At 37.8% G+C, this 18,177-nt stretch carries 17 protein-coding genes; 8 read left to right on the top strand and 9 right to left on the bottom strand.

The features are described 5' to 3' along the window. Positions 1-22: 22 nt before the first annotated feature. Positions 23-979: a zinc dependent phospholipase C family protein gene (locus ACUN24_RS11650; protein ID WP_445562628.1), complete on the top strand. Its 957-nt coding sequence runs from the start codon at positions 23-25 to the stop codon at positions 977-979. Here the strand turns inward: ACUN24_RS11650 and ACUN24_RS11645 are convergent, their stop codons facing one another. The 9 genes from ACUN24_RS11645 to ACUN24_RS11605 all read right to left on the bottom strand — a co-directional run bounded on the left by ACUN24_RS11645 (position 980) and on the right by ACUN24_RS11605 (position 9,165). Beyond that, a complete protein-coding gene (locus ACUN24_RS11645; protein WP_445562627.1) occupies positions 980-1,666 on the bottom strand; it encodes a DedA family protein in 687 nt (228 codons plus the stop codon). A gap of 68 nt (positions 1,667-1,734) precedes the next feature. Further along, on the bottom strand, positions 1,735-2,436 hold the full coding sequence (locus ACUN24_RS11640) for a DUF4397 domain-containing protein (RefSeq protein ID WP_445562626.1): 702 nt from the start codon (positions 2,434-2,436) through the stop codon (positions 1,735-1,737). Between the two features lie 58 nt (positions 2,437-2,494). Then, complete coding sequence (locus tag ACUN24_RS11635) at positions 2,495-3,172, bottom strand: DUF4397 domain-containing protein (RefSeq protein WP_445562625.1); 678 nt, start codon at positions 3,170-3,172, stop codon at positions 2,495-2,497. A gap of 88 nt (positions 3,173-3,260) precedes the next feature. Further along, entirely contained in the window at positions 3,261-4,385 is a 1,125-nt protein-coding gene (gene dnaN / locus ACUN24_RS11630) for a DNA polymerase III subunit beta (RefSeq protein WP_086545224.1), read from the bottom strand. 33 nt (positions 4,386-4,418) lie between these two features. Then, positions 4,419-6,104 carry a gliding motility-associated ABC transporter substrate-binding protein GldG gene (gene gldG / locus ACUN24_RS11625; protein ID WP_445562624.1) on the bottom strand — a complete coding sequence of 562 codons (1,686 nt, stop codon included), beginning with the start codon at positions 6,102-6,104 and terminating at the stop codon, positions 4,419-4,421. Beyond that, a complete protein-coding gene (gene gldF / locus ACUN24_RS11620) occupies positions 6,104-6,829 on the bottom strand; it encodes a gliding motility-associated ABC transporter permease subunit GldF (RefSeq protein WP_445562623.1) in 726 nt (241 codons plus the stop codon). Before gldF ends, gldG begins: the two co-directional genes overlap by 1 nt. Before the next feature lie 73 nt (positions 6,830-6,902). Then, the gene (locus ACUN24_RS11615) at positions 6,903-7,445 is read right to left on the bottom strand and encodes a hypothetical protein (RefSeq protein WP_445562622.1); all 543 of its coding nucleotides are present in this window, start codon (positions 7,443-7,445) and stop codon (positions 6,903-6,905) included. Between the two features lie 4 nt (positions 7,446-7,449). Beyond that, the gene (locus ACUN24_RS11610; protein WP_445562621.1) at positions 7,450-8,157 is read right to left on the bottom strand and encodes an ATP-binding cassette domain-containing protein; all 708 of its coding nucleotides are present in this window, start codon (positions 8,155-8,157) and stop codon (positions 7,450-7,452) included. 87 nt (positions 8,158-8,244) lie between these two features. Next, positions 8,245-9,165: a glycerophosphodiester phosphodiesterase family protein gene (locus ACUN24_RS11605; protein WP_445562620.1), complete on the bottom strand. Its 921-nt coding sequence runs from the start codon at positions 9,163-9,165 to the stop codon at positions 8,245-8,247. Positions 9,166-9,567: 402 nt separating this feature from the next. Between ACUN24_RS11605 and ACUN24_RS11600 the strand changes: the two genes are divergently transcribed. The 7 genes from ACUN24_RS11600 to ACUN24_RS11570 all read left to right on the top strand — a co-directional run bounded on the left by ACUN24_RS11600 (position 9,568) and on the right by ACUN24_RS11570 (position 18,125). Continuing rightward, entirely contained in the window at positions 9,568-11,211 is a 1,644-nt protein-coding gene (locus tag ACUN24_RS11600; RefSeq protein WP_445562619.1) for a glycine--tRNA ligase, read from the top strand. Between the two features lie 150 nt (positions 11,212-11,361). Further along, positions 11,362-12,471 carry a DUF6252 family protein gene (locus tag ACUN24_RS11595; RefSeq protein ID WP_445562618.1) on the top strand — a complete coding sequence of 370 codons (1,110 nt, stop codon included), beginning with the start codon at positions 11,362-11,364 and terminating at the stop codon, positions 12,469-12,471. A gap of 173 nt (positions 12,472-12,644) precedes the next feature. Further along, the gene (locus ACUN24_RS11590; protein ID WP_445562617.1) at positions 12,645-13,052 is read left to right on the top strand and encodes a helix-turn-helix domain-containing protein; all 408 of its coding nucleotides are present in this window, start codon (positions 12,645-12,647) and stop codon (positions 13,050-13,052) included. 86 nt (positions 13,053-13,138) lie between these two features. Then, positions 13,139-13,903 (top strand): SDR family NAD(P)-dependent oxidoreductase, encoded by a 765-nt coding sequence (locus ACUN24_RS11585; protein WP_445562616.1) that lies wholly within the window; start codon positions 13,139-13,141, stop codon positions 13,901-13,903. Between the two features lie 190 nt (positions 13,904-14,093). Next, the gene (locus tag ACUN24_RS11580) at positions 14,094-14,783 is read left to right on the top strand and encodes a CAP domain-containing protein (protein WP_445562615.1); all 690 of its coding nucleotides are present in this window, start codon (positions 14,094-14,096) and stop codon (positions 14,781-14,783) included. A gap of 83 nt (positions 14,784-14,866) precedes the next feature. Beyond that, entirely contained in the window at positions 14,867-15,376 is a 510-nt protein-coding gene (locus ACUN24_RS11575; RefSeq protein WP_445562614.1) for a GtrA family protein, read from the top strand. Positions 15,377-16,343: 967 nt separating this feature from the next. Continuing rightward, positions 16,344-18,125, top strand: a complete 1,782-nt coding sequence (locus ACUN24_RS11570; RefSeq protein WP_445562613.1) for an aromatic amino acid hydroxylase — start codon at positions 16,344-16,346, stop codon at positions 18,123-18,125. Positions 18,126-18,177 lie beyond the last annotated feature (52 nt).

The raw sequence follows: 18,177 nt of genomic DNA, 5'->3' as shown, positions 1-18,177 counted from the left end.
ATATTTTTTTTTATCTTAGGATATGAAAAGATTAACGATTTTAACCGCGTTAATCATCCCTATATTTCTTTGTACCTCCTGGGGCTTCTTTGCGCATCAAAGGATAAACAATCTTGCTGTTTTCACTTTGCCTTCTGACATGATCGGTTTCTATAAAAAGAATATCAAATACATTACCGAACACGCTGTTGACCCGGATAAACGGAGGTATGCTGACACCCTTGAAGCACCACGACATTACCTGGATGTGGAAAATTATGAGAAAAATATGGATAGCATTCCTGAAAAATGGGATGATGCCCTGGCTAAATATGGATTGAAAAAGCTGAACACCGATGGTATTATCCCCTGGCAAATACAGCGTAGCTATTTTAGTTTAGTTAAAGCCTTTAAAATGCACGATTCAGTAAAAATCTTAAAATATTCTGCAGATCTGGGTCATTACATTGGCGATGCACACGTTCCTTTACACAGTACTGCAAACCATAACGGGCAACTTACCAATCAAGTTGGCATCCACGCTTTTTGGGAAAGCCGTTTGCCAGAACTGTTTTCTACAAATTACAATTTTGTTGTAGGACAAGCAGATTATATCGAAAACCCATTGCAAGAAATCTGGAAAGTGCTTAAACATACCCATAGTCTGGTTGATACCGTTCTAAGTTTTGAAGCGGAATTAAATGCATCATTTCCTTCCAGGCAAAAATATAGTTTTTCAGAACGTAACAATACGGTGCTCAAACAATACTCCAGAGAATATTCAAAGGCTTATCACGATAAGATGAACAATATGGTCGAAAAGCAGATGCGTGCTGCCATATTAACCACAGGTTCGTTCTGGTATTCTGCCTGGGTAGATGCCGGACAGCCAGTACTTAAAAACCTGGTTAAAACCGAAATATTGCCAGATGAACAAAAAGAAGAAAAAGAAACCGAAAAGAAATACCAAAATGGCAAACTTATCGGCCGGGAACTTTAGTTATGATTTGGGATCTTCTCCTTCAATAATTTTTTCAACCTTTTTAGGCTCTAAGCGGCTTCTAACGGCAGCCCAAATAGCAGGAACAAAAGTAACTACAGCAATAAAAATGATGACTAATTCGAAGTTATTTTTGATTACCGGAATCTGTCCTAATAGGTAACCACCAATTAATAACGCGAAAATCCAGGTTACACCACCAATAATATTATAGTACATAAAACGGCCAAATGGCATTTTAGCTATACCAGCAACAAAAGGAGCAATTGTCCGGAAAATCGGCAAGAACCGGCTCAACATAATGGCTTTACCACCATGTTTTTCGAAAAATTCATGCGATTGGTGATAATATTTAAGTTTTAAGATTTTGTTTTTCTCTTTAAATACCCCGGCGCCCAAAACAGTTCCCAGTTTATAGTTAACTGTATTTCCTAAAATCGCTGCCACAATTAATATAAGGAGCATAATCCAGATATTTAAACCAGTTTCATGTTCGCCTGCAATTAATGCACCCATCGCGAAAAGTAATGAATCGCCAGGAAGGAATGGTGTAACCACAAAACCTGTTTCTGCAAAAATGATTAGGAATAAAATAAGGTAGGTCCAGGTACGATATTCATTAACAATTTCGGCTAAATGAACATCAATGTGGAGAATAAAATCTAAAAGCTGATGTAGTAATTCCAATGTATCTGATTTTGGGCAAAAGTATGAATAGTAAAGCGATTAATACTTAAAATAGTAATAATAAATAATTAGTTGGATGAGATGATCCGGTTTTTAAGCTCACCTTTTTTATCACCATCAAACAAGATCAGATAAACTCTTCCATTATTAATCGTCAGAGAATCTAAACGTGTTACCGCAGGTGGTGGATTCGTCGCTGTAGGGCTAGATAATTTAAATGCATACTTCATGATCTTATTAACTTTTACTTTAAAAGTCTTAATCTCACCATAGTCAATTGAAGATTCAATTGGATTAGCTGTGTTTGTACTATCTGTAATCACAACTTTAGATCCAAGTGTATAACCCAGGTTCAAAAAAGTTAACTTAGCTGAATCAAGATCTGGTTTTACATCATCCGTATAAACTTTCAATTTTGCAGGACCGCCAGTTTTGTCTTTATAATAAAAAACAGAATAATTTTGACCAATTTTAAATTCCTGATTCGCCAAAGAAGTAGCATCTACACCAGTGCCTATATTTTTGCTTGAGATATTAAAAACAGAATCGCCAGCTATAACAACATAACTTGTATTTGTATTATAGGCTACCGAGGCTCCAATCTGTATCCCATTTAAATAAAAATTTTGAGTGGTATCGGTTGAAGCCGCTTGAAAAAAACGGATTTTCGCATCTCCCTTAATGAAATTATTGTTTTTGATACAAGAGCTGATTAAAAAAGTGCATGCAAAAAAAAGGAATATCCTGGAAAACAATACTGTATTTTTCATATAAATTGCCAATGCTAATAAAACGTAAAGATAGCAGAAAGCATATTAAACTTTGAAATTAATTATCGGTAATGATATGTGCGGTTAATGTTGCAGCGGTAGTACCACTAAACCAGATTGTATAAATTTTACCACCTACCAAACTTGTGCTCTCAATCGTTTTAATACTACCGGAGCCTACTACTGAATATCTTAAATTTACATCGGCACTTACTGTAAAATAATTCGATGCTTCTTTAAAAGCCAATCCGTTAACGAATTGTGTGCCTCCCTGCACCATAACATTTATACCTGTAGCAAAACTGGGTGTAAGGTTGATCAGTTTAATTTTCGCTTTGTCTGATTCTGTATTACTCAGATTATCTTCATAATTAACAATTTCCAGTTCGCCCTTTTTATTGGTCACCAAAAAAGTAGTGTATGTAATAGATGGAGTAAAGTTTAATGAAGTATCTGTACCCGTATTATTTGCTCCGGTGTAAGAAACACTTCTGTTGCCAGAAGGTATTTTTACATATTCGCTCGTTTCGCCAAAAGCTAAAGCCGCAGTGGTTAGTTTCTCATTATCTAAATAAAAATCCTGATGGTCCTCGGCAAGCGAAGCATTGACCATTTTTAACTTGGCCTCGCCATTAACTACTTCACCTGGATTATTCTTTTTACAGGATGAAAGACCTGTACTGCATAAGACAATGAACAAAAGCAGTAGTTTCGAGAGGTTGTTATAGATTTTCATTAGTTTGTGTTTGGTTGATTAAAAACAAAAAATGGCTCGGTCAAAAACCAAGCCATTTTCTTATTAAAACTAATGAATTAGTTTTTTTTTAGTAACTATTGTTTAGCATCACAGGCATCACCAACATTAAAACATCTTCATTTTCGTCATTGGTTTGCGGAATTAAAAGTCCTGCTCTATTTGGCGTAGAAAGTTCTAAAGTAACTTCATCACCACTTAAATTACTTAACATTTCGATCAAAAAGCGTGCATTGAAGCCAATTTCCAGGTCTTCACCATCATATTGGCAACTTAAACGTTCATGTGCCTCGTTAGCAAAATCCAAATCTTCAGAAGAGATATTTAATTCACTTCCGCTAATTTTCAATCTTACCTGGTGCGTCGTTTTATTGGCAAAAATTACCACCCTGCGAAGGGTATTTAAAAACAAACTTCTATCGATAATTAGCTTATTCGGATTATTGGTTGGAATTACTGCCTCATAATCAGGATAGCGCTCGTCTATTAAACGACACACTAAGTTGATATTTTCGAACTTAAAGAAAGCGCTTGTTGCATTATAATCTACTGATACATTAATATCTGTTGAAGGTAAAGCAGCCTTTAAAAGTGTTAAGGCCTTTTTCGGAAGAATAAATGAGGTTGCCTTATCTGCTTTGCTATCCATGCGGCGATATCTCACCAATTTATGGGCATCGGTAGCTACAAAGGTGATGTGCTGAGGAGATAACTGACAGAATACACCTGTCATAGCCGGGCGCAACTCATCATTACTTACCGCAAAAATAGTTTTTGTAATGGCTTCAGTTAAAACTGATGCCGGTAAATTTACAGAAGACGCGTTTTCTACGACAGGAATCTTCGGAAAATCATCACCATTTTCACCACTTAATTTATATTTACCATCTCCGGCGCTGATCTCGATCGCGAAAGTGCTATCATCGATATTAAATGCGATCGGTTGATCTGGTAATGTTTTAAGTGTATCTAATAAAATTTTAGATGGAACAGCTACTTTACCTTCTTCTTTTGATTCTACAGCCAAAGCAGTTGTCATGCTGGTTTGCAGATCGGTAGCAGAGATAGTTAAGTTTCCATCTTTAATTTCGAAGAGAAAATTTTCTAATATAGGCAAAACCGTACTGCTGCTTGATGCACCATTTACGGTTTGTAAGTGTTTTAATAGAGTTGATGTGGATACAATAAATCTCATGATGTTATTTAGTCTTCTTCAAAAATATAAAAATTATTTAGCGTACTTGTATTTGCGGTAATAATGTTGAAAAATTGCAAAGAATATTAACAATAGCAAAGGCGCCACAACATTTATCAGCTGCCACTTTGTTTTTTCGAGCTTAATTTTGGCTTTATCCAACAATCTAATTTTCACTTCTTTATTCCGTAGGTCAATTAAGTTATCATTATCCGTAAAATAATCAACAATGTTGAGCAATAAAGCCTTATTGCCAAAAGTACGTTGCGAATAACGATCGAAACCTAATGGAAAGGGCGTGCCGTTTTGCGCTGATACCTGGTTTTTAAAAATATCACCATCTCCTATCACGATCATTTTAGCAGGTTTGCTAATGCTTTCCAAGGCATAAGGCTGCATAATGGTAGCTGGCAAGGGGCGCCCGGCAAAAACCGACGGAAATTGACCTTCCAGCATCAAACCAACATGTTGCGGTTTACTTTGGAAAGATTGCGGATCTAACTGTTCGCTTACCATTTGCAAGCTAAACAATTTCGGCACATTATATACTTTGTTGTAAGGAGAAGTATTTAAGATGTACGATTTTTTCACACCTTTAACCCCGATAGTATCTACCGAGCTTGGAAATTCAGATTTTACCCCATCCAGCTTTTTCACCAGACTTTCAGCCGCATCGGGCAATAAAATAGGATAATAAATCCAGGGCAATAGTTGCATCTGGTTCTGTCCGCCTACAACGCCTGTTGAAACCGGAATTTCGGCACTGTTCGCCGGATCAGCAATGATATTATAATTGATCCTTGCACCATACATAAAAAGCATGTCATCCAAGTTCAGATTACTATTAACAGCCATCTGTCCGCTTTTTCCACGCAAACTATCCAATTCGGCATTTACCTGGTCGATACTCCAAAGTACCCTCCCGCCATTCATTACAAAATAGTTGATTTTGTATTTCTCAGTTTCTGTAAAGGGTTTCCTGGGCTTGGCAATAATGAGCATTTTCAGTTTATCTAGCCCAGCCTTATCAATACTATTTAAATCAATACGGCCAACTAAATAACTGTTGGATAGCGTGTGAATGGCATCTGCCATTTGCAAATCAGAGAGTTCGCCATTTGATTCCGAGAAGCCAATCCTTGGATTATCACCCGAAAGTACCTTCTTTAAACTTGAAGTAAAAATATACTCCAGATTTTCAATAGCGCGGTTGATATTGTCTTCGTAATTCCCACGGGTATCTAAATTCTGAAAAAGTTTAATGGGGAATTCCTTACCCTCACTTTCCATCATGGCCATCGGAAATACGAGTTTCTGCGTTAACCCACTTTCTGTTTTAACGCTTAAATTAGTTGCTTCTATTCCTCTTTCGTACAAATTATTGATTACTGTATCCTGATCAGCCTGATTAAGCCCTGCTATGGGGTCAACAAACACCACTTTAACTTCGGTTTTAGCATAAGCTTTATAATCAGATAAAATATCCGACACCGCAGCTTGTAGGCGTTTAAACGCAGGTGGTAATTCTCCAGCTAAAAACACAGTAATCATTACCGGTTTTTCATTTTTCTGCAGTAAGGTTTTTGTTTTTTCGCTCAGCGTAAAACGTTTATCGGCAGTAAAATCAAAACGATGAAAAGCATACTGCCCAACAACATTTAAAATAATCAGTGACGTTATTACGATGATCAAATTAATCCACTTATTTTTCAGCTTCATTATCGTTTACCTCCTGTTATTAATTTGGTGAACAATAAAAAAAGTACCGAAAAGGAAATAAAGTAAATCAGGTCCCTGGTGTCTAAAACGCCACGGCTTATCGAAGTATAATGTTGATTAATGCCTAAGTTGCGAATGATATTCTCCATACTTTGAAATGCGGCAATCTGACTGCTATAATCGAAACCTAAAAAAGCAAATGCACATAATGCCGCACTAATAACAAACGCAATAACCTGATTTTTAGTTAATGCAGATGAGAAAATACCAATTGATGTAAAGGTAGCACCCAATAAAAACAAACCGATATAGGAGCCAATAACCGATCCTGAATCGATATTTCCTTCAGGAAAACCCAATTTTGAGATACTATAATAATAGACTAAGGTTGGGATTAAGGCAAATAATACCAAAACCAGGCTCGCTAAATATTTTGCCACAATAATCTGCCAGATTTGGATCGGCCGGGTAATTAAAAGTTCAAAAGTCCCCTCTCTCCTTTCTTCAGCAAAAGAGCGCATCGTAATGGCGGGAATGAGAAACATGAAAAGATAAGGTACCAAACTGAAAAAACCATCAAGCTCGGCATAACCATAATCAAGCACTGAGGTATCAGGGAAAAACCATAGTAACAGACCAGAAACCAACAGAAAAATGCCAATGGTAATGTATGCTACCATCGAACTTAAAAAACTGAATAACTCGCGTTTAAAAACTGCGTACATAGTTAAATTTAAATGCCGAAGTTAAGAAATATTTTTTCGTTAGGTTACCGGGCTTAGAATCGCTGAGCGTAACTTACAAGCCAAACACATAGGTAAACCTGATGCCCACAAATCCTTTACTATCGGATTTGTTTAAACCGGCAATATTGTTTCTACCTGTCCATGCTTCGTATCGGATCCCTAAATCAAGTTTATTTCCTCCTGAAAGTTTGAATTGATTACCAATACCGGGCGACCAGGCAAATAAGGTTTTTTGCTCCTTATTTAAGGGTAAAGCAGCTCCCAATTGACCTTCAGCATAAAAGCTTTCACTCAATTGGTATTTCAGTCCGGCTTTTGCAGGAATATAAGTTAAATCCTGCACATTGAAAAGTTGGTTCCTTCGGCCAAAAAAGTTCATAAAACCTGCATTTAATGTTATGGCAAAATTTTCTGCAACCGGAAGATCGGCTTTTACTGATGCACCTAAGCCAATTCCTGAAAGGTTAGAAAAATTGCCTGACGGTAAACCGATTTCGGCTGCAATACCAATGCCCGGGCTGTTTTGAGCTTTTAAAAGTATCGGACTTAAAAATATAAAAGCTATAAGTATAATTTTGATTTTTAGGCTATGCATGAATTTAAGCGGTTAATTTTCTAAAAATATCTTCTAATGATTGTTGTTGATGCGCTTTTTTAAGCCCCTCAAGTGAATCGCTTGCTACAATTTTACCTTTGTTAATGATGATGATGTCATCACAAATGGCTTCAACTTCTTGCATGATGTGGGTAGAAATGACAACCGTTTTAGCTTTGCCGAGTGTTTTGATCAGTTGCCTAATGTCGACCAGTTGGTTTGGGTCTAAACCAGAAGTGGGCTCATCTAAAATTAAAACCGCTGGATTATGAATGATCGCCTGGGCCAGACCAACCCTTTGGCGATATCCTTTCGATAACATCCCAATTTTTTTATGCTGTTCTGGTGTTAAGCCTACCAATTTGATGACTTCGTCAATCCTTGCCGATAAATTGGTAAGTTTATACGTTTCACCAACAAAGTTTAAAAATTCCTTTACATACATATCAGTATAGAGTGGCGTATTTTCAGGAAGGTAGCCAATATGTTTTTTAGCTTCAATAGCATCAGTAAGAATGCTTTTACCGGAAATTTCAGCCTCACCAGATGTAGGCGATAAATAACCGGTAAGCATACGCATAGTGGTAGATTTACCAGCTCCGTTAGGCCCCAGAAAACCCAAAATACGACCTGGTTTAGCTTCAAAACTGATTGAATCGACCGCTTTTTGCTTATCGTAATGTTTACAAAGATTTTTAACTGAAATACTCATTTTGTATTTTTTACCACAGATTTGCACAGATTCACACAGATTTCATAATTGGTTAAACCGATCTGAGTTCATCCTTTCCATCCGTAGTTAATTAATATGCGGTGAACTTATTTTTTTATTATACCTAAATTTATCCAACTCATCTGATGCCTGTTGTAAATTATCACCCGATAAAATATCTGCACCGTTGTTAACCAAATGATAATAAACATTTTTTACCGGACTGGCAATGGCACTTTTATCAATATTCCCCATAGTGCCTAAAATAGTGGTAATACCTTTATTATGTAAGTATTCATATAATTCTTTATCTGGAGCAGAAACACCAACAAAAGCTACAATCCGGTTATTGGGAATACCAATATTATTTAAGCGTTTCAATTCGGCTTTCTTTTGAACAGATGCAGAAATCATTAAATCAGGCGCCAACTGATGCACTTCTTTCGCCTGATCGGCAGTATAAGTGATGATAATTGAATTACTTTCTACTTTATATTGCCTTACCTTTTCAATCACTTTTGCATAAGAAACGCCTTTTTTCAAATCGATGGTTAACAAAACTTTTCCCTTGCTCCAGCTCAGTACGCTATCCAAAGTGGGGATTTTAAATTTTGTTTCTCTGCCTTCATCATCTTTCAGGCTAAATGCTTTCAACTCCTCGTAGGTATAATTGCCAATTGGCCCTTTCCCTGTAGAAGTCCGATCGAGCTGATCATCGTGCATGATCACCATGACGGAATCTTTACTGTAAGCAATATCAAATTCAATTATTACCGGATTATAAGTAGTGGCATTATCGAATGTTTCGATACAGTTTTCAGGAAAACCAGGCATTGGGCCTCCGCGATGGGCACTGATTAATGGAAAACGGTTTTCTGGCGACCATTTTAAGAATTGATATAATTCCGAAGGTGTATTAAATTTAATATAGTGGTGTGTTTTTTCTTCTGGTTTGCATGAGGTAAAAACTGCAACAATAACCAAAAATAGCAAATGATGGAATTTCATGCTTCAAAAGTAGGAAAAAATGGAAGATGGAAGCGGTAAAATGGAATGTTAATGTTAATCAATTTATATCATTTAAACTCGTTTAGAACATTAATCGCGCTACGTTTGGCACATAAACGTGATTGCAGCGAGCACGAGTGTAACTAAGTAAAGCGAAAAGCAGAAACGCTTGAACCAATAAGCAAACTATTGCTTTCTTGTTATTTTGAACCATATAAGAAATTTAAGAGCATATAAGCTGACTAGCCAAAGGGGCTTTCGCCTTGTCTGACCACCTGAGCCACCTAAGGACACTTGAGTTAAACTCCAACATTCTCAAATTTATAGTCCGTTTTAGCTTCATCAAAAACCTTCAGCCTTATATCTTTAAACCCTCCGCCTTTTTATTATCTTTGCTGCATTATGGCTCAAAAGAATAACGACGAACAATTTAAAAATGTAATATCACACGCTAAAGAATACGGTTTTGTATTTCAGAGCAGCGAAATATATGATGGCTTAAGTGCTGTTTACGATTATGGCCAATTAGGTGCGGAATTAAAAAACAACATTAAAACCTATTGGTGGAAAGCTATGGTGCAGATGCACGAAAACATTGTGGGGATTGATTCTGCAATTTTTATGCACCCTAAGGTTTGGAAGGCCAGCGGACACGTGGATGGTTTTAACGATCCGATGATTGACAACAAGGATTCAAACAAACGTTACCGCGCCGACCAGTTACTAGAGAATAAAATTGACGAATTATATTCGGAATTAGCCAGTTTCAGCGCAGAAAACAAAGTCAGATTTGAGGAGTTTCAACAAGAGATATTGGGTTTAAGTGATGAAGGACAAGCTGCCTGGATTCCAAGTTTTAAAGATGAGGCGACCATTTTAGATAATTCAAAATATCCATTTGTTGATGAAGCAAGCTGGAGATTTGTAAAAAAAGGTTTAGCGCTTGAAGTAGAAATGAACCTTGCACTTAAATCTGAAAACTTAGCACAGCTAAAAGATTTAATTGTTGATTATAAAGTAATCTGCCCGATTTCTAAAACGTCAAACTGGACAGATGTACGTCAGTTTAACCTGATGTTTAGCACACAGTTTGGAGCCATGGCTGAGGGCAGTGATGAAGTTTATCTTCGTCCGGAGACCGCTCAGGGTATTTTTGTTAACTTCCTCAACGTTCAAAAATCAGGAAGGATGAAAATTCCTTTCGGTATTGCGCAGATTGGTAAAGCTTTTAGAAATGAGGTAATTGCCCGTCAGTTTATTATGCGTATGCGCGAATTTGAACAGATGGAAATGCAATTTTTTGTTCGCCCGGGTGAAGACACAAAATGGTTCGAATATTGGAAAGAAGCACGTTTAAAATGGCATAAAGCTTTAGGTACCGCTCCTGAAAAATACCGTTACCATGACCACGTGAAACTGGCACACTATGCCAATGCAGCAACTGACATTGAGTTCGAATTCCCGTTCGGGTTTAAAGAAGTTGAAGGGATCCACAGCCGTACTGATTTCGATTTAAAACAGCACCAGGAGTTTTCTGGCAAGAAAATGCAGTATTTTGATAACGATTTAAATGAAGAAGGTAAACCTTATGGTAATTACATTCCTTATGTAATCGAAACCTCGATTGGTTTAGACCGCATGTTCCTGTTAACCATGATTAATGCTTTTGAAGAGCAGGATTTAAGCACCGAAGATAAACAGGATAGCCGTACTTTATTGCGTTTACACCCTGCTTTGGCTCCATACAAAGTAGCCATTTTCCCATTGACCAAAAAAGATGGTTTACCGGAAAAAGCACGCGAAATTATAGATGAACTGAAATTCGATTTCAACTGTATTTACGAAGAGAAAGATGCGATTGGTAAACGTTACCGCCGTCAGGATGCAGTAGGTACACCTTTCTGTATCACGGTTGACCACCAAAGCTTAGAAGACAATACGGTTACGATTCGCCACAGGGATAGCATGGAGCAGGAACGTGTAGCCATTGCCGATTTAGGAAAAATCATAGGTAAGGCTACCAGTTGGAAGGCATTGTTGGCATAAAAGTATAAATCCGTCATCTCGAGCGGAGAGCAACGAAGCCGAGAGATCTGCCTCGAGATAGATCTCTCCATTCCGCGATGCTTCAGTCGAGATGACGACTGTTTTATCAAGTCGCAGGTTTTACCCCTGCGACTTTTTTATGTATAAAGTATGGATTTAGGCGGACACTACAATAAACTTTTACCGAATCAACCGCTAAGCGAATCAACCGCTAAGATAGCTGCCGGAAATTATGAGATAGATCATTTAATAGATTCTAAAGCCGATAATCGTTTTGGTATTACTTTAGGATCAGAAAATACGTTAAAAAACTGCATGCCTTTCATTAGCGCTTACCTAAATTCATTATCTTCGCATAAATTTATTGACCATAACAAATTAGCGCTCATGAAAGTACCTTTTAAATTATCCATATTGGCATTGGTATGCCTCCTCATTATCTCATCCTGTAAAAAAGAAATTGATTATCATCCTGAATGGGATTCATCATCCATGAGCGGAAAAGTTGATGGTATTTTATTGCAATGTACAATAGCCACTGCTCAAACTTATGCGATCGGTGGAAAAACAACTGTCCAGATTTTGGGTAATAAATTAACCAGTGGTTTTAGTTTAGTGATCAGTGATTTTAAGGGAGTGGGTACATATACTTTATCCGATAGTAATGTAGCTACCTATCTTCCAAATAATCTAGGACTCCAAGACGCTTATCTTAGTGCCTCCAATGGTACAATTAAGATTACAAGCTATTTAACTGATCAATACATTAAAGGTACTTTCGAATTTAAAGGACATAATTATGTAACTTCAGCCACTAAAACCATTAGCGAAGGCCAGTTTAACATTAGTTTAGTACCAGCAAAAATCCCTGAATCGAATAACAGTACAAACAATTTAAATGCAAAAGTAGATGGTACTGCGATTGGCTTTACTGGCGAAGCGGCATCTATAAATTCTCCTTTAGGCAAATTATTAACCATTACAACCGTAAATGGTGATAAACGCCTGATTATTTCGATAGCCGGATACAATGGTGCAGGCACTTACGATATAGCAAAGGACGGAACCGGCGTTTATATGAAAGACCAAAGCCAAACCGGTTCATTTTATGCAGATGCAGGCACATTGGTTATTACAAGCGAAACGGGAAATAAGTTGAAAGGAACATTTTTCTTCAGTGGTGGCAACCAGAATACTACCATAAACACCACAGTAAATATTACAGACGGAACTTTTGATTTACCTTTTAGTAAATTGTAAAAGCATTTTTGAAGAATATAAATATAAAGCCGTTGATTTAGCGATCAACGGCTTTTGTTCTGACAGATTTTTTAGCCAGTAATCATTCAGTCACAAAAAGCCAGATGTCAATTACATGATTTCATATTCATTTAACCGAATGGTATATTTGTTTACCGATCAAAATCATTTATATGAAAATTCCACAGAAGTTTTTTGCCCGTCGACATGAAATTGCGGCAGATTATTTAAAAGAATTAGATAAACACCTTGACGACATCGTATCTGGCCGTGCTACAGAAATGTTTGAAGTAAGAGATTTTGCCGAGCTTATACACGTTCATCCTACACACCTAAGCAATACCATTAAAGCCGCTACCGGACATTCGCCATGTTTCTTTTTCGAAGAGCGTTTAATGGAAATTTCGAAATCAATGTTACAGAATGTAAGTATGCCTATTGCCGAAATTGCAAGGACACTAACTTACGATCCATCTAACTTTACCAAGTTTTTTAAACACTTCGCTGGCCAAACACCAAAACAATATCGGGAGACTTATTTCGAGTCTTTAGCGACCAATAAGGAAATTGTCACCACATAAAACTTAAGCTGTCACCATTTTTACTTAAGCTGTCACCATTTTTACAGCCAATTCCCATTTAATTTTGTTTAACAAATAAAAAGAAAATGGAAACACAAAATAAAATTGCCCTGGTAACAGGTGGTAGCCGCGGACTGGGAAAAAACGCAGCATTAAAAATTGCCGCAAAAGGAATTGGTGTAATTGTTACCTATCAATCCAAAAAAGAGGAAGCAGAAGAAACAGTAAATGAAATAAAAGCGCTCGGTGTACCAGCAGCAGCAATACAGTTAAATGTTGGCGATTCTAAAACTTTTGATGCCTTTTTTACAGAAGTTAAAAGCGTATTAAAATCTGTTTTTAATGCAGAAAAATTCGATTTCCTGATCAATAATGCCGGGATTGGGATCCACGCATCATTTGCTGATACTACTGAGGAACAATTTGATGCCTTGGTAAATATCCATTATAAAGGAGCTTTCTTTTTAACCCAAAAGGCCTTACCGTTATTAAATGATGGTAGCGGAATCATTAATGTATCATCCGGGCTGGCACGTTTTGCAACCCCAGGTTATGCGGCCTACGCTTCAATGAAAGGTGCCATGGAAACCTTAACAAAATACCAGGCTAAAGAATTGGGTGCAAGAGGAATCAGATCGAACATTATTGCTCCCGGTGCTATAGAAACCGATTTTGGCGGTGGCGTGGTACGCGATAACGGTCAACTTAATGCCGGAATTGCTTCGAACACAGCCTTGGGTCGTGTAGGCTTACCAGACGATATTGGCGGTGTAGTAGCATTTTTATGTACCGAAGATGCAAGATGGATTAATGCACAGCGCATTGAAGCTTCTGGCGGGATGTTCTTATAATCCATTGGCTTTTTTACCATAAAGGCACCAAGACACGAAGGTTATTTTTCTTTGTGTCTTGGTGCCTTTGTGGTTATTTTTTGTTGTAGCTTATCAACGCTAACCGCAAAAAGCTGTGCGCTAAACACCGCCTAAATCCCCAACCAGAAAATAATCTGCATCAAATGGCGTTATCCATGAAAACCATCAGATGCGTAAAATACTTCTACCTACCCTTTTATTTTTAATTTTTGTTACATCTGCAAATGCTCAAAAATGGACAGATGCGGAATTCCGCAGGGCAAATACCGCAGCAAATGCTTCTTATTTAACCAACGAAGAGAAAAATGTGGTGATGTATATGAACCTGATCCGCATCGATGGCGAAAAGTTTTATTACACATTTTTAGAAGATTACATTAACAACTATAACGCTAAAGTAAAGCAATATAGAAACTATAACGAATTGCGGATTACCCGCAATAATAGCTATTATACCTCTCTATTAAAGCATTTGAGGGGCATAAAAAATCTGCAGGTATTTTATCCTGATGATAAACTGACCGCTTTAAGCCGTAGCCATGCCCAGGACCTGAACAGAAATAACCTCGATACCCACGAAAGCAGCAATGGCGATAAATTTTCGAAACGTTTATCGAAATATTTCCCCAATAAAGCAATGAGTGAAAATATTGACTTTGGTTATTCGAACAGTTTGGATATTGTCTGCCATTTATTGTTAGATTGTGGTGTGCCTTCGCTTGGTCACCGATTTAATTTGCTCGATCAAAAGTACAAACTGAACACTGTTGGGGTGAGCATCCAGCCACATCCATCCTACACCTGGTGTGCGGTGATTGATTTTGTTGCGCAACCGGCATATTATACCAATAATCAATAAAAAGCTTAAATGATCTAATTACGGCGGCAATAAAAATTTAATTGTAAATTGCGCCCAAAAATAACAACGAACAATTTTAAGTAATGCGTAACGCCATTTTAGCCGTCATAGATTTTTTTCATCCTCCATTTAAAAAATTTATTTCCATACATAATTTCCGGTACATGGCCACTGGTGGCAGCACCTTGTTATTGGGAATTTTAAGTTATTATTTTGCTTACTTTTTCATCTTTAAAACTGAGGAGGTAAACTTTGGGGTAATTGTGCTACAAAGGGAAACGGCCTCGTTATTAATAGATTATATCATTGCTATTCCAACCAGTTTTTTACTTAACAAATATGTTATATTTACACATAGTGAATTAAAGGGAAGGGTTCAGCTTTTCAGGTTTTTAAACCTCCAGTTTATAAACATACTGGCAAACTATGTTTTATTGAAGTTTTTGCTGGAACTTTTGAGAGATTACCCAACTTTGGCAATGCTTTCGAGAATACTGGTTTCAGTCTTAATGGCGCTTTTCAGCTACCTCTACCAACATTACTTTACATTTAGTGTAAAAAAAATTGGGGATAAAAAAGGGGAAAAGGATTAATCAAAGACAGTAATTGTTTGCCACGGAGACACAGATTAACACCGATAATTATGGCACATGATACTTAACCTGCGTTTCATTAGCATAAGCCTTTATATTTAAACGGGATGGAAGCGATATCCTTTTGCAGTCAGCCTGAGCGGAGTCGAAGGCAGCAAAAGATATAGCGAACAGCCCGGCCGGAGCCTCCCGATAAAATGGTACAGCACCTTTCCAAATTATTAATCTTGTTTCTTTTTGGAAAGCAGTTCCACAAGCATTTGGGTTTCTTCAGTCCCGCCTTCGCTTCAAGTCCTCGCTCGTACCTCGCTCGGGGCTTTATGCAACAGTCGGGTTTAGGTGGCCACGGCATTGCTCCTATTTTCGTTTTTTAGCAAAGTGCAGGAAAAACCAGCTTCATCAGCACGAGCCCCTATGAATAAACGGGATGGAAGCGGCATCCCCCGATCCTTCATCGGGGATATAGCGGACAGCCCGACAGAACCTCACCGATGAAATGCTACAGCACCTTTCCAAATTATTAATCTTGTTTCTTTTTGGAAAGCAGTTCCACAAGCATTTGGGTTTCTTCAGTCCCGCCTTCGCTTCAAGTCCTCACTCGTACCTCGCTCCGGGCTTTACGCACCAGTCGGGTTTAGGTGGCCACGGCATTGCTCCTATTTTCGTTTTTTAGCAAAGTGCAGGAAAAACCAGCTTCATCAGCACAAGCCCTTGTGAATAAACGGGATGGAAGCGGTATCCTTTTGCTGTCAGCCTGAGCGGAGCTAAAGGGCAGCAAAAGATATAGCGAACAGCCCGACCGGAGCCTCCCAATGAAATGCTACAGCACCTTTCCTAATTATTAATCCATCATTTTAACCACCCGAATCCTTTATTACGTTAACCTGTTAATTTATGCAGCCGCTTTCTTGATAAGATAAAAACAACATCCTAACTTAGCTGCCGACCAACTTATTTCATAATAACCATGAGCCATTTTAATGATTTTAATAATGCGCAGGTAGCAAAATTGCCCAATCATTTAAAACAATTTATTGTTGACCAGAATTACGAAAAATACACACCAATTGATCAAGCGGTATGGCGTTATGTAATGCGCCAGAATTACAGTTATCTTAAAAATGTTGCTTATTACCCTTATATAAAAGGCTTACAGCGGGCAGGTTTAAGTATCGAATACATTCCAGATTTGCAAACCATGAACGATAACCTGGGTAAAATTGGATGGGGAGCGGTAACTGTTGATGGCTTTATTCCGCCAGCGGCTTTTATGGAATACCAGGCCTATCGGGTACTGGTAATTGCTGCAGATATCCGCCAGATTAATCACATCGAATATACACCGGCACCAGATATTATACACGAAAGCGCTGGCCATGCACCTATTATTGCCGATACCGATTACAATAATTATTTAAGCTATTTTGGTTCGATTGGTGCAAAAGCCATGTTTTCGGCGAAAGATTTTGAACTTTACGAAGCCATCAGGAAGTTATCGATTTTGAAAGAAGCTGTAAATGCTGATGAATTTGCCATTGCCAAGGCAGAAAAAGAATTGCGCTACACTAGTGAAAATATGGGCGAGCCCTCTGAAATGGCTTTACTTGGTCGCTTACACTGGTGGACAGTTGAATATGGTTTGATTGGTACTTTAGAAAACCCCAAAATTTATGGCGCGGGTTTGCTTTCTTCCATCGGTGAAAGCGCAACCTGCATGCAAAATGATGTAGCGAAACTTTGGTACAACATCGATACAATTAATTACGCTTATGATATTACCAAACCGCAGCCACAACTCTTTGTAACCGAAACTTTCCAAAACCTGATTGATGTGCTGGAAGAATTTGCCAATACCATGGCTTTTAGAAAAGGTGGAACAGAAAGTATTATGAAAGCAATTGCCTGTAAAAACGTAGCCACAGCTGTTTATAGTTCAGGCTTACAGGTAAGTGGTTTATTTACTGATATAGGTGTCGGCACAAAAGATGAGGCAACATTTATTAAAACAACTGGCTCATCGTCATTGGCATTTAATGGTAAACAATTGGCTGGCCATGGTAAAGATTACCATGCTGATGGTTTTTCTTCCCCGGTTGGCCGTTTAAAAGGAGCAGAAAAAGCACTGGAAGATTATAGCGCTTTAGAATTGCAAACTTTAGGAATAATTACAGGCGAAAAAGCTGAACTTATATTCGAAAGTGGCATTAGCGTAACTGGTACTGTTAAGGATATTATTGTAGAAAACCTTAAGCTCCTGTTAATTGCCTTTAATAATTGCACGGTTACAGAGCGTAATGGAAACATCTTGTTTAAGCCAGAATGGGGTATTTATGATATGGCCATAGGCGAAACCATTGTTTCAGTTTTTAATGGAGCTGCCGATAAAGACGCTTACGAGGAGATTACTTTAATTAGCAAGGAGAAAACGCATCACATTAATTATGACGATAAAACCTTAAAACTACACGGCTTATACCAAACGGTTAGGGAGATCAGGGAAAGTGGCGAAAACCTGGACCAGCTTGGCGAAATTTTCTTACAACTAAAAACAAACCACCGTCAGGATTGGCTTTGTGCCTTGGAAATTCTGGAGATTATTTACCATAAAAAGATTTATCATCAGCTGGAAAAGGAAATTCAGGTTTATCTTGAAATTAAAGCGGGTAAAGAGTTAGATCATACCAAACTGATTAATGATGGCTTACATGTGATTAAAAATCCGGTTAGTCAGCTCCTTGTGGAAGATTGATTATCGTCCTCGTTTGTAACGAGGATGGAAGAGAATCACATTTGTAATGTGA

The sequence above is a fragment of the Pedobacter sp. WC2501 genome (assembly GCF_052682415.1).
Note: the sequence above shows the minus strand (reverse complement) of the source record. Positions and strands in the feature narration are given on the sequence as shown.

What these genes read in the sequence shown, in the direction of transcription:
- ACUN24_RS11650 (WP_445562628.1), top strand. Translation starts at nt 23, where the DNA reads ATGAAAAGATTAACGATTTTAACCGCGTTAATCATCCCTATATTTCTT.
- ACUN24_RS11640 (WP_445562626.1), bottom strand. Translation starts at nt 2,436, where the DNA reads ATGAAAAATACAGTATTGTTTTCCAGGATATTCCTTTTTTTTGCATGC.
- ACUN24_RS11635 (WP_445562625.1), bottom strand. Translation starts at nt 3,172, where the DNA reads ATGAAAATCTATAACAACCTCTCGAAACTACTGCTTTTGTTCATTGTC.
- dnaN (WP_086545224.1), bottom strand. Translation starts at nt 4,385, where the DNA reads ATGAGATTTATTGTATCCACATCAACTCTATTAAAACACTTACAAACC.
- gldG (WP_445562624.1), bottom strand. Translation starts at nt 6,104, where the DNA reads ATGAAGCTGAAAAATAAGTGGATTAATTTGATCATCGTAATAACGTCA.
- gldF (WP_445562623.1), bottom strand. Translation starts at nt 6,829, where the DNA reads ATGTACGCAGTTTTTAAACGCGAGTTATTCAGTTTTTTAAGTTCGATG.
- ACUN24_RS11615 (WP_445562622.1), bottom strand. Translation starts at nt 7,445, where the DNA reads ATGCATAGCCTAAAAATCAAAATTATACTTATAGCTTTTATATTTTTA.
- ACUN24_RS11610 (WP_445562621.1), bottom strand. Translation starts at nt 8,157, where the DNA reads ATGAGTATTTCAGTTAAAAATCTTTGTAAACATTACGATAAGCAAAAA.
- ACUN24_RS11605 (WP_445562620.1), bottom strand. Translation starts at nt 9,165, where the DNA reads ATGAAATTCCATCATTTGCTATTTTTGGTTATTGTTGCAGTTTTTACC.
- ACUN24_RS11600 (WP_445562619.1), top strand. Translation starts at nt 9,568, where the DNA reads ATGGCTCAAAAGAATAACGACGAACAATTTAAAAATGTAATATCACAC.
- ACUN24_RS11595 (WP_445562618.1), top strand. Translation starts at nt 11,362, where the DNA reads ATGGATTTAGGCGGACACTACAATAAACTTTTACCGAATCAACCGCTA.
- ACUN24_RS11590 (WP_445562617.1), top strand. Translation starts at nt 12,645, where the DNA reads ATGAAAATTCCACAGAAGTTTTTTGCCCGTCGACATGAAATTGCGGCA.
- ACUN24_RS11585 (WP_445562616.1), top strand. Translation starts at nt 13,139, where the DNA reads ATGGAAACACAAAATAAAATTGCCCTGGTAACAGGTGGTAGCCGCGGA.
- ACUN24_RS11580 (WP_445562615.1), top strand. Translation starts at nt 14,094, where the DNA reads ATGCGTAAAATACTTCTACCTACCCTTTTATTTTTAATTTTTGTTACA.
- ACUN24_RS11575 (WP_445562614.1), top strand. Translation starts at nt 14,867, where the DNA reads ATGCGTAACGCCATTTTAGCCGTCATAGATTTTTTTCATCCTCCATTT.
- ACUN24_RS11570 (WP_445562613.1), top strand. Translation starts at nt 16,344, where the DNA reads ATGAGCCATTTTAATGATTTTAATAATGCGCAGGTAGCAAAATTGCCC.